The 11,714-nt window shown below is 28.2% G+C and carries 11 protein-coding genes; all 11 read left to right on the top strand.

Annotation, left to right across the window (positions count from 1 at the left end; genetic code table 11):
• Positions 1-11 precede the first annotated feature (11 nt).
• The 11 genes from gmd to BTO06_RS16380 are packed head-to-tail and all read left to right on the top strand — an operon-like array spanning position 12 to position 11,691.
• Complete coding sequence (gene gmd / locus BTO06_RS16430) at positions 12-1,127, top strand: GDP-mannose 4,6-dehydratase (protein ID WP_100926332.1); 1,116 nt, start codon at positions 12-14, stop codon at positions 1,125-1,127.
• Complete coding sequence (locus tag BTO06_RS16425) at positions 1,120-2,184, top strand: GDP-L-fucose synthase family protein (RefSeq protein WP_100926331.1); 1,065 nt, start codon at positions 1,120-1,122, stop codon at positions 2,182-2,184. Before gmd ends, BTO06_RS16425 begins: the two co-directional genes overlap by 8 nt.
• Positions 2,177-3,448, top strand: a complete 1,272-nt coding sequence (locus BTO06_RS16420) for a lipopolysaccharide biosynthesis protein (RefSeq protein WP_157811906.1) — start codon at positions 2,177-2,179, stop codon at positions 3,446-3,448. The genes BTO06_RS16425 and BTO06_RS16420 overlap by 8 nt, the downstream gene beginning before the upstream one ends.
• Positions 3,449-3,457: 9 nt before the next feature.
• Positions 3,458-4,147 carry a hypothetical protein gene (locus tag BTO06_RS16415; RefSeq protein ID WP_157811905.1) on the top strand — a complete coding sequence of 230 codons (690 nt, stop codon included), beginning with the start codon at positions 3,458-3,460 and terminating at the stop codon, positions 4,145-4,147.
• Positions 4,144-5,562, top strand: coding sequence for an O-antigen polymerase (locus BTO06_RS16410; protein WP_157811904.1), 1,419 nt, complete (start codon positions 4,144-4,146; stop codon positions 5,560-5,562). Before BTO06_RS16415 ends, BTO06_RS16410 begins: the two co-directional genes overlap by 4 nt.
• A 1-nt stretch (position 5,563) precedes the next feature.
• Complete coding sequence (locus tag BTO06_RS16405; protein WP_100926327.1) at positions 5,564-6,766, top strand: O-antigen ligase family protein; 1,203 nt, start codon at positions 5,564-5,566, stop codon at positions 6,764-6,766.
• On the top strand, positions 6,756-7,832 hold the full coding sequence (locus BTO06_RS16400) for a glycosyltransferase family 4 protein (RefSeq protein ID WP_100926326.1): 1,077 nt from the start codon (positions 6,756-6,758) through the stop codon (positions 7,830-7,832). The genes BTO06_RS16405 and BTO06_RS16400 overlap by 11 nt, the downstream gene beginning before the upstream one ends.
• Entirely contained in the window at positions 7,825-8,373 is a 549-nt protein-coding gene (locus BTO06_RS16395) for a putative colanic acid biosynthesis acetyltransferase (RefSeq protein ID WP_100926325.1), read from the top strand. Before BTO06_RS16400 ends, BTO06_RS16395 begins: the two co-directional genes overlap by 8 nt.
• A gap of 25 nt (positions 8,374-8,398) precedes the next feature.
• Positions 8,399-9,571, top strand: coding sequence for a glycosyltransferase family 4 protein (locus BTO06_RS16390; protein WP_232731482.1), 1,173 nt, complete (start codon positions 8,399-8,401; stop codon positions 9,569-9,571).
• Positions 9,572-9,577: 6 nt separating this feature from the next.
• Positions 9,578-10,933, top strand: a complete 1,356-nt coding sequence (locus BTO06_RS16385) for an undecaprenyl-phosphate glucose phosphotransferase (protein WP_100926324.1) — start codon at positions 9,578-9,580, stop codon at positions 10,931-10,933.
• Positions 10,933-11,691, top strand: coding sequence for a glycosyltransferase family 2 protein (locus BTO06_RS16380; RefSeq protein WP_100926323.1), 759 nt, complete (start codon positions 10,933-10,935; stop codon positions 11,689-11,691). The genes BTO06_RS16385 and BTO06_RS16380 overlap by 1 nt, the downstream gene beginning before the upstream one ends.
• The last annotated feature ends 23 nt before the right edge of the window (positions 11,692-11,714 follow it).

Below are 11,714 nucleotides of genomic sequence, written 5' to 3'. Positions count from 1 at the left end.
AGTCAAATAAAATGAAAAAGGTAGCTTTAATTACAGGAATTACAGGGCAAGATGGTGCATATTTAGCTGAACTTTTATTAGAAAAAGGTTATATAGTTCATGGTATAAAAAGAAGAGCATCTAGTTTTAATACTCAGCGTATAGATCATTTATACCAAGATCCACATACATTAAATAGAAATCTAATTCTCCATTATGGAGATATGACAGACGGAACGAACCTTATCAGAATTTTACAAGAAGTTCAGCCAGATGAGATTTATAATTTGGCCGCGATGAGCCACGTACATGTTTCATTTGAAACTCCAGAGTACACTGCAAATGTGGATGGTTTAGGAACTTTACGTTTGTTAGAAGCCATTCGAATTTTAAAGCTTGAAAATAAAACAAAAATCTATCAAGCTTCAACATCCGAATTGTACGGTAAAGTACAGGAAGTTCCACAATCGGAAAAAACACCTTTTTATCCAAGAAGTCCTTATGGTGTTGCTAAAATGTATGCTTATTGGATTACTGTAAATTACAGAGAAGCTTACAATATTTTTGGTTGTAACGGTATTTTATTTAATCACGAATCACCAATTAGAGGAGAAACATTTGTAACTAGGAAAATTACCAGAGCAGTTTCAAAAATTGCACATGGTTTACAAGATAAATTGTATCTAGGAAATTTAAATGCTCAAAGAGATTGGGGACATGCAAAAGATTACGTCCGTATGATGTGGATGATTCTACAGGCAGATCAAGCGGAAGATTGGGTTATCGCTACAGGTAAAACAACAACAGTTAGAGATTTTGTAAAAATGGCTTTTAATGAAATAGGAGTTGAGTTATCTTTTGAGGGAGAAGGAAAGGATGAGAGAGGAATTGTAAAATCAAGTAGTAATTCAGATTTTAATCTAGAAATAGGTCAAGAGGTTGTTTCTATCGATCCTCATTACTATCGACCTACAGAAGTGGATTTGTTAATAGGAGATGCAACCAAAGCAAAAGAAAAGTTAGGTTGGGTTCCAGAATACACCTTAGAAGATATGGTGAAAGAAATGATGGAAAGTGATTTAAAATTGATGGAACGAGAAACTTACTTACAAAAAGGAGGCCACGATATTCTGAATAATTATGAATAAATCTTCTAAAATATATGTTGCTGGCCACAGAGGGTTGGTAGGAAGTGCAATTATAAAAAACCTTCAGGAAAAAGGATTTACAAATATTGTCACAAGAACTCACAAAGAACTTGATTTAACAGATCAAATAGCCACAGCCGATTTTTTTAAAAAGGAACAACCAGAATATGTTTTTTTAGCGGCAGCAAAAGTTGGTGGAATCGTAGCGAATAACACATATCGAGCTGACTTTATTTATGAGAATTTGATGATTCAAAATAATGTAATTCATCAAAGTTATAAGCATAATGTAAAGAAGTTGCTTTTTTTAGGAAGTACATGTATTTATCCAAAGAATGCACCGCAACCTTTGAAGGAAGATTCATTACTTACGAATGAATTAGAATATACTAATGAACCGTACGCAATTGCCAAGATTGCTGGAATTAAAATGTGTGAGAGTTATAACTTACAATATAGAACGAATTTCATTTCGGTTATGCCAACAAACTTATATGGACCAAATGATAATTTTGACTTAGAAAAATCTCATGTATTACCGGCATTGATAAGAAAAATTCACTTGGCAAAGTTATTATCTGAAGGAAAGAACGCAACGATTATTAATAACTTAAATGTTGAATCAATTGAGGAAGCGAAAAGGTATTTAAATGGATTTGGCGTAAGTGAAAATAGTGTTGAAATTTGGGGTTCTGGAAAACCAAAACGTGAATTTCTGTGGAGCGAAGATATGGCAGATGCTTGTGTTCACATTATGGAAAAGGTTGATTTTAAAGACACAATTCAAGGTGTAGAACACGATATTAAGAATACTCATATAAATATTGGTACAGGTAAAGAAATATCAATAAAAGAACTAGCTGAATTAATAAAAGACAAAATTGATTATCAAGGAGAATTAGTTTTTAATACAGATAAACCTGATGGTACAATGAGAAAGGTAACAGATGTGTCTAAATTAAACGGACTTGGTTGGAAACATTCAGTTGAACTTAATGATGGTATTGATAAAATGTACGCATGGTATACAGAAAAAAAAGTGAATCAACTTGTTTAGTAAAGAAGGAAAAACATCTTGGGCATTTTTAGATCAGGCTTTAGTATCAGGAACTAATTTTTTATCAAATATACTATTAGCCAAGTATTTGGGTATTGAAGAGTTTGGTGTTTATGTGATTATAGTTCTAGGAATGTTACTATTTACTTTAATATTTCAATCACTGGTCACCGTTCCAATGATGAATATTACGCCAAAAGTATCTTCAAAAAATGAGTATTTAAAGGTTGTTAAAATTCAAAGTATTGGTTTCAGCTTGTTACTTTCGCTACTTGCATTTTTAATGATAAATTTAAGTTGGATATTTAATAAGAATTGGGATTTATCTAACTATTCTCTATTAATTACATTACTAATTTTTGTAACCTTAAATCAAGATTTTGTAAGACGTTATTTTTATGTAAAAGAAACTCCAAAGCTTAGTTTTTTTTCTGATGTTTTGCGAAATAGCTTATTCCTTGTAGGAACAACTGTTTTGTTTCTTTTATATGATATAACACTAAGAAAAACTCTGCTAATATTAACAGTTGCAAACTTATTAGGAATTATTCCTTTTTACACTATTTACAGGAATTTAAAAGTAAACTTAGAAAACTTTAAAGTTCACTTTTTTAGAAACTGGATGTTTTCCAAATGGCTTTTAGCAAGCTCAATCATACAGTGGGTTTCAGATAATACATTTATGCTGGGAGCAGGAGCATTTCTTGGAGCTACCGCTGTTGGAGCTCAAAAAGCGGCTCAAAGTTTATTTGGTATTACTCACATCTTTTTTCATGCTTTAGATAATATTGTACCTCTTAAAATTGCGACTTACATTAAAAATAATGACCGTACCAGTATTGTAAAATACATAGCACGTTTAATTTTTATTGGTCTTTTGGTCGTCGGAGTTTTCACTTTACTATTTTTAGTGTTTAAGAATACTTTGTTTGAAACAATTTTCAACAAGGATTATTTACCATACACCTACTTATTGTATTACATAGCTATTTTTTATATTTCATTAGCGTTAACCAATCCAATAGTATATTTAATAAAAGCAACAGAAAACACGAAGGTTTTATTTTTAGCTCAAACTATAATTTCAATTTCTTTCTTGGGTATTGTAAAATTAATAACTGATAAATACGGAGTTTTAGCACAGCCTATTTCGTCTATTTTATATCAAATAATTTTTATTTCTGTTATCCTTATTTATTTTAGGAGTAATGTTATCAATATAATTCACAAGGTTATTGATAAAACAAAACAAATAGAACGATAGTTTTGTATTATGGAATTAACACTATTAATTTTAGCTGTATTTTTTTTGATATTCTTATTGAATAGAGGATTGAAATACTACTTGTTAAGTGCGATATATATCTACATCCTTTTTAGTGTACTTTCATTAGATTTGTCCACTCTTTACTTTTATTATTACGAACTTAAGATTTCTCTTTTCAATTTGGATAAAGTTTCTCAAGGATACTTTTTTAGCGTAATTAAAATGTATTTACATGCACTTGTCGCGTTTTTAATTGGTGCTGTTGTATATTATGACTTATCAGTTAAAAAGAATAAATTATTTTTTAATAGAAACTTTACAGAGTACTTATTCTTTAAATATAAATCTAGTTCATCATTAAAACTTGAAATTATTGCTCCTATTATGGTTTTTAGTATTATTGGAATGTATTTTTTACTATATGGGAATGGTATTTTAATAATAGATTATTATATAAATGAAGTAAGTCGCGGATTAAAAATAGCCATAGAGTTACTATCTTTCATTGCATTAATAATTTTAGGTTTACTAAATGAAAAGCACCCACCTGAAATTGAAGCTGAAATATCGAATGAAAATTTATTATTATTTAAGATACATTCTATTGTGAATTTTAAGGCTTTAATTAAAAGAAATTTTTTTAAAAAAGATTTAACAGATGCTATGGCTAACACTTATATAAAATTGATTCAATGATAAAATTAAGAAGTGTATTTATAACAGTTTATATGGCTTTATTGCTAATAATGTTCGTTACATTTACAGCAGATATTAAAGTATGGCTGTCTTTTTTTGTAAGTGCTTGTGTGTTATTCGTCATAACAATATATCATTTGTATTATGAAAAGAATTATTCCCCTTTTTTATCAACTTATATTGTTTTTAACTTTCTTTTTTTCTTAGCTGCACCCATTACCCAAATTAACTCATTTACAGGGGTCGAAAACCCTTTGTTTATAACTAAATTTCCTTATAAAGAGGATTTAGTAATATATGTTAATGCATTAATTACTGTTTTCAACAGTGTTTTTATTTTATCATATATAATATTAAAAAATAAAAGATTAAACAACTTTACACCGAAAGAAGAAAGTACTTTTAGTATTAAAATTTTACCTTTTAAAGTACTTATTTTCACTGTTTTAAGTATTATTTTTTTTGTGTTTAGTTATAATTTTATAAGCTATGAACTTAATCGTTCAAGTTGGGTTCCTTCGAAATATTCTGTTTCAGTTTTATTATTTTGGAAAAAATTTATCTTTTTTATTCCTTTTGCGGCAGTCATAATGTGTTTTCAATATTTTAAAAAGAAGCATAAAAACAGAAATAATTATTTGAATATTATTCTTTTTTTTACGGTTGTGATAACATTGTTATTTTGGTTTAAAAACCCATTGACAGAAAAGAGAAATGCTCTAGGACCATTATATATTTCATTAATATTTTTATTTAAACCAAACATATTAAACAGTAATGTAAAAACAGTTTGTTTTTTATTCTTTTCAATGATTATTTTATTTCCATTAATGGCAATTATAACCCATTCTGATGCAACATTAATAGAAATATATAGAAATCCATATTTATTAATTGAACAAATGAAAGGAGGCGGAATTTCCAATGCGTTTAACACATTAAATTATGATGCTTTTTTTAATTTTAAAACAGCTATTGATTATGTTAACGTTAATGGTTTTTCTTTAGGATATCAACTTTTAGGAGGTATTTTTTTCTTTATTCCTCGTAGTATTTGGGTTTCAAAACCTGTTTCTTCAGGAGAAATGATTGGAGATTATTTAGTTAGTGATTATGGATATAATCACACTAATTTATCTTGCCCTTTTGTTTCAGAGGGGTTTTTAAATTTTGGAATTGTAGGGGTAGTTATTTATGCAATTATTTTAGCGCATATTTTATCAATAATGATAACTTGGTTGAAAGGGAAAGATATGTTAAAAAAAACAATGGCTTTTTATTTTGCAATGCACTTATTGTTTTTATTGCGAGGAGATTTTACAAATGGTTTTTCTTATTTTATAGCTCCTTTACTTGCAGTTGTTTACTTTCCTAGAGTTGTTGAAATAATTATACATAATGCTTTAAAAAAATAATATGAAAAAGATATTGAAATTCATAAGGAACGAAGAAATTAATATTGCATTCATGTTGTTATTCTCTTTGGTTTTATTCCCTAGAAATTTAAAATCAATAGCAATTGTTTTATTTGCACTAATACTTATCATTAAAGCGATTACAAATAAGCAAAAGTTCAACTGGAAATTTTTTTTAATAAATAGTAGTGTTTACATATTTATATTGCTAACTGTTTTTTATTCGCAAGATATGCGTTATGCGAGTTTAAAACTACAAACAATGTTATCTCTTTTGTTATTTCCTCTATTATTCTCTTTGATATCGATTGATGATTACAAAAATATTTATAATAATAAAAATAAGTTTTTATACACATATGTTTTAAGTGTAATAGGTTTTAATATGTCCATATTTTTATGGTACTGTGTGAAATATGCAAATGTCTTTAATGCAATGAGGCATTATATAATTATAGTAGATCAAAAGTTAGATAAATTCAGTATACACCCGATTTATCTTTCAATGCATATAGGAATTGCTCTTGTTTTTTGTTTTTACTTGTTTATGAAAAATAATAATAAATGGATTTTATTTTTAGCTACAATTTTACTTTTCTTTTTATCAATATTGATGAAGAAAGGTCCGATTTTATCTTTGAGTATAGTTCTTTCTTATGCTGTTATATTTATTTTAAATAAAAAAATGAAACTAAGAGTATTGTTATTATCATTGGTAGGTTTTACTCTTTTGTTTTCTTCTTCTAAATTGAGAAATAATTTTAAAGAGTTGTTAAATATTACTCCTTTAACTGAAAACAATTTCACATCAACAAACATGAGAGCTGAAATTTATAAATCGTCATTGAAGCCAATGGGACAATCTTTGTTTTTAGGACATGGAATCGGTGATTTTAATAAAGTACTAATAAACAGTTATACGAATGAAACGTTAAGGAAGGACAAATACAACTCTCATAACCAATACATAAGTTTTGTGTTAATTGGAGGGATTGTACTCTTAATGCTTTTTTTAGGAGTAAATTTTTATAATATCAAATTAGCCGTAAAACAGAAGAATCATTTATTCGTCGTTATTTGTGTCTTTTATTTAGCAAATATGTTAACTGAAAGTATTTTGGAGAGAGAGAATGGAGTTGTTTATTTTAGTTTTTTTACATGTTTTTTTGGGTTGAAAAGTTATTTAAGTAGTAATGAAGTCTAAAATTTTACTAATTGGACCTTTACCCGATCCTATTTCGGGAGTTTCTTTAGCTAATAAAGTTGTGAAAGAAATTCTTGAGAAATCAGATGATTATTCCGTAGATTATGTCAATACTTCTAATCCAAATTTTAGTGAAGATTTAGGAAGTTTCTCAATAAAAAAGGCATGGTTCTATTTTAGTTTGAATCTACATCTTTATAAAGTTTTTTCTAGTAATGCTATTTACATCACTCCAGGTCAAACCTTTTTTGGTATTGTTAAATATGCAGTATTTATTTTACTAGGCTCATTGCTTAATAAAGAGTTAATAATTCATGTTCATGGAAATCATTTAGGAGATTGCTACCAAAGTTTGACAGGCAAAAAGAAAAGATTATTTAAATATTTGGTAAAGAGATTTTCTAAAGGAATTGTACTATCAGAATCTCTAAAAAATAATCTAACTCCTTTTTTGGATTCTGATCAAATTCACGTTTTATATAATTTTGCAGAAGATTATCTACGTGATGAGCGAGAGAAAGATTTTAGTAAGTTAAAATTAGTGTTTTTAAGTAACTTAATGCAGGAGAAAGGGATAATTTATTTATTGGATGCATTAATTAGTTTAGAGGAAAATAATATTCTCTATGAGGCTAAAATTGCCGGAAATATAGATATAAACTTAAAGGATAACATTGAGGAGAAGTTAAACAGTTTAAAGTTTACTGAATATGTTGGAGTTGTTAAGGAAGAAGATAAGAAATCCTTGCTTTATTGGAGTAATACTTTCATACTACCAACTTTTTATAAAATGGAAGGACAACCAATTTCTATATTAGAGGCGTTAGCAAGTAAAAATTGTGTGGTAACAACAGCTCATGCGGGTATTCCTGATATTATTCAAGACTCAAAAAATGGTAAATTTATAGCCAAAGAAAGTGTAAAAAGTATTGTTGTTACACTTTCTTATTTAGCACAAAATCTTGATTTTGTAGAAGAAAAAGCAAAATTTAATGAGATTTATTTTCAGAAAAATTTTTCATTAAATAATTTTGGTGAAAATTTCATAGATATACTGAATGCGTAAAAAACAAGATCTTCAAAAATTTAAATTACCACCTAATTTTCGTGGTAAGAATCCTTTTACAGTTCAGTTTTGGTGGATCGTTCAAGGAGTTTTATTTAGAACTTCGCCTCAGTTTCTATATGGGTGGAGACGTTTTTTGTTGCGTATGTTTGGTGCTCAAATTGGAAAAAATGTAATCATAAGACCAACTGTTAGAGTTACATACCCTTGGAAATTGAAAATTGGCGATCATTCTTGGATTGGTGACGATGTAGTTTTGTATAACTTAGGAAACATAACTATTGGAAGTAATACGGTTATCTCACAAAAATCATATATATGCACTGGATCTCATGATTATTCGAAAGTATCTTTCCCGATTTATGCGAAAGAAATTTGTATTGAAGATGAGTGCTGGTTAGCTACAGATGTTTTTGTTGCACCAGGAATCACCATAGGAAAACAGTCTGTTGTTGGTTCCAGAAGTAGTGTTTATAAAAATATTCCAGCAGGAAAAATAGCATACGGTAATCCTGCTAAAATTGTAAAAGACCGTAATTAATTCTCAATAAATTTAAAAGTAAAAATTGACTAGTACTAAAGTTAATATCACGATTGTAACTCCTTTCTTTTTTCCTGAGCCGATATCCACAGGAAAGTTTAATACTGAAATGGCCATAGCATTAAAAAATAGAGGTCATCATGTAAAAGTGTTGTGTTTTCATCCTTTTTATCCAAGTTGGAAGATTAACAAAAGTTCTGAAGATATTGATGGGATTGAAATTATAAGAGGAGGATGGTTTTTAAAATTCACGAATAATGCAACAATTCGAAGGGTAATTTTAGAATTGAGCTTTACATTTTTCTTACTAAGAAATTTATCGAAACTTAGAAGTAATACCGATATTGTTATTCCTGTTTTTCCTCCTAGTTTAGGGTTTTTAGTAACAAAATTATTCCTTAAAAAAAGAACCAAAAAAGTAGGTATGGTTCATGATTTACAAGAAATATATGCGAATCAGAAAACCAGTTTGTTGAGTAAAGTTATATCAAAATTAATTCATTATGTTGAAAAAGGATGTTATCAATCTTGTGATAGTTTAATCTTTTTGTCACAAGAAATGAAAGATACAGCTCAAGAAATATATAAACTTCCTATCTCAAAATTACAGGTTCAATATCCTTTTATCACCATCAATTCAAAAAGTAAAACTAACGATTTAGAAAACATACTTCCAAACACTCATAAGCATATTGTTTATTCTGGAGCATTAGGAGAAAAGCAAGATCCTAAAGGACTTTTTAAAATATTTAATGATAGCAGTAAGGAATTAAATGGTGTAATGTTTCATATATTTTCTCAAGGAATACATTTTGACGAATTAAAAAGATCAAATACAAATACAAATATTTTCTTTCATCCTTTAGTGCCAAAAAAGAATATTGAAGAATTGTATGCGAAAAGTGATATTCAAGTAGTTCCTCAACTACCAGGAACATCAAAAGGATCGTTGCCGTCTAAATTACCAAATCTATTATTTAGCGGAACTAATGTAGTGTGTATTACGGATAAAGGAAGTGAAATTGAACAATTATTTAAAAAAAATAACTTTAAAACAATAGTCACCTCTTGGGATTCCATAAAAATTAAGAATATCTTTGAGGAGTTAATAAATAATGATAATAGAAACATAAACCAAACTGAAACAAGTAAAAAGTTGTTTCAAATAGATGCAATGATTGATAAAATTTTAAACTAATTTACCTTGGTTAGCAAACTAATTAGAAATACAACCTCTTTCTTAGTAATAGTAGATTTACTAGTTATCAATTTTGTTGTGTTTGTTGTTTTTGAGAAAGCACATCAGAGTTTTCAGTTTCATTCTTATATTTCAGTATTTTGGTTAATTACCGCTGTAATTTCCAATTATTATAAGGTATATCGATTTACTAATTTATACAGGTTACTAAGGTTAACAGTTGTTCAAGCACTATTTTTTACACTCGGGTTTTTCGCGTACTTCGGTATTTTTAAAGAAGGCGAAATAGTAAATACTCAATTTAAAACATTGATAATTACCTTAAGTTCTTTGGCAATTATTAAGCTGGCGTTCTATCTTATTCTTCAGAAAATCAGAGCATCAGGAAGTAATTTTAATAAAGTTGTTTTTTTTGAGAAAGATGATACTGCTAAAAAGATGATTAAACTTTTCCAAAATAGAGGAAGTTTAGGGTACTCTTATCTAGGTTACTTTTCAAATAAAAGAGCTGAGGAGGCTAGTTATTTAGGAAACGAGAAAGAATTATATACTTTTTTAGAGAATAATGATGTAGACGAAATATATGCTACCTTGTCAATTTTAAAGAAATCTCAAATTAAAAAATTAACCAAGCACACAAGTTTGAATAATATAACTTTAAAGCTAATTCCAGATTCTAAAGAGTTTTACAGTAAAAGTAGAAATGTGCAGTTTTATGATGAGACTTTAAAAGTTTTGAGTGTAAAAAAATTGCCATTCGATTTACCTGAAAATAGGATTATAAAACGAGTGTTTGATTTTTTATTCGCTTCTTTTGTCTGCTTGTTTATCATTTCTTGGTTATATCCGATTTTATGGATCTTAATTAAACTAGAGTCAAGCGGTCCTGCAATTTTTAAACAAGAAAGAGAAGGATTCAATGGAGAAGAATTTGTTTGTTATAAATTTCGATCAATGCGAATTAATCAATTAGCAGATAAAGTCCATGCAACAAAGAATGATAGTAGAGTAACTAAAATTGGAGCATTTTTAAGAAAGACAAGTTTAGATGAGATTCCTCAGTTTTTTAATGTGCTTTTGGGAAGTATGAGTGTTGTTGGTCCTCGTCCGCATTTAGAAAGTCTTGCGGTTGAATATCAAAAAGATGTTGATAATTATTTAGAAAGACATGCTGTAAAACCGGGTATTACTGGACTGGCTCAAATTAGTGGATATCGTGGTGAAATCAGAAGAAAGTCAGATATAAAAAACAGAGTTCGTTTGGATATATTTTATATTGAAAACTGGTCATTTATGTTGGATGTTAAAATTGTAATGAGCACTGTTTTAAATGTATTCAAAGGAGATGAAAATGCTTATTAATGTCAAATCATTACAACATATCTGCAACAATTGTTCTTTTTAAGGAACAAGAGGATGTGCTGTTAAAAGCTGTAAATTCATTTTTAGCATATTCAGGAGAAAAGAAACTTTTTTTAGTTGATAATTCTCCAACACCAATTTCAAATTCTTACATTCTTAATCATCCCGAAATCACCTATATTTTTAATAATAAGAATTTGGGTTTTTCTAAAGCGAATAATCTTGTTATAAGCAAGATTAAAGATAATTCTAAGTATCATTTAGTTTTAAATCCAGATACTGTTTTTAAACCTCAAGTTTTAGATGAGTTAGTAGAACAGTTTGAAATAAATGAGGAATTGTCGATTGTAGCTCCTGCAATTAAATATCCTGATGGTGAACATCAATATTCAGTGCGTAAATATCCAAATTTCTTAGATCTTTTATTTCGAAAAACAGGAATTAGTAAAAAGAGAATTTACCAGCAAGAATATAGAAATCTAGACTTATCTCAACCTTTCTTTCCTGAAGCTGTTCATGGTTGTTTTATGCTTTTTAAAACAGAAGATTTTACGCAGATAAATGGATTTGATGAAAGGTATTTTTTATATATGGAAGATTTAGATATTTGTAAAAAAATAGATCAAATAGGTAAAAAGAAATATTATTTCCCAAGTGTTGAAGTAACTCATGTTTTACGTAAAGGATCGGCAATAAACATCAGGTTGTTTTTCTATCATTTCTCATCTGCTGTGAAGTATTTTTTAAAATGGTTATAGCTATATTTGCAGCTTAATAACAC

It is taken from the genome of Tenacibaculum sp. SZ-18, assembly GCF_002813915.1.
In the GTDB taxonomy this organism is placed as follows: Bacteria; Bacteroidota; Bacteroidia; order Flavobacteriales; family Flavobacteriaceae; genus Polaribacter.
This window is presented reverse-complemented; position numbering and strand designations above follow the sequence as displayed.

What these genes read in the sequence shown, in the direction of transcription:
- gmd (WP_100926332.1), top strand. Translation starts at nt 12, where the DNA reads ATGAAAAAGGTAGCTTTAATTACAGGAATTACAGGGCAAGATGGTGCA.
- BTO06_RS16425 (WP_100926331.1), top strand. Translation starts at nt 1,120, where the DNA reads ATGAATAAATCTTCTAAAATATATGTTGCTGGCCACAGAGGGTTGGTA.
- BTO06_RS16415 (WP_157811905.1), top strand. Translation starts at nt 3,458, where the DNA reads ATGGAATTAACACTATTAATTTTAGCTGTATTTTTTTTGATATTCTTA.
- BTO06_RS16410 (WP_157811904.1), top strand. Translation starts at nt 4,144, where the DNA reads ATGATAAAATTAAGAAGTGTATTTATAACAGTTTATATGGCTTTATTG.
- BTO06_RS16405 (WP_100926327.1), top strand. Translation starts at nt 5,564, where the DNA reads ATGAAAAAGATATTGAAATTCATAAGGAACGAAGAAATTAATATTGCA.
- BTO06_RS16400 (WP_100926326.1), top strand. Translation starts at nt 6,756, where the DNA reads ATGAAGTCTAAAATTTTACTAATTGGACCTTTACCCGATCCTATTTCG.
- BTO06_RS16395 (WP_100926325.1), top strand. Translation starts at nt 7,825, where the DNA reads ATGCGTAAAAAACAAGATCTTCAAAAATTTAAATTACCACCTAATTTT.
- BTO06_RS16380 (WP_100926323.1), top strand. Translation starts at nt 10,933, where the DNA reads ATGTCAAATCATTACAACATATCTGCAACAATTGTTCTTTTTAAGGAA.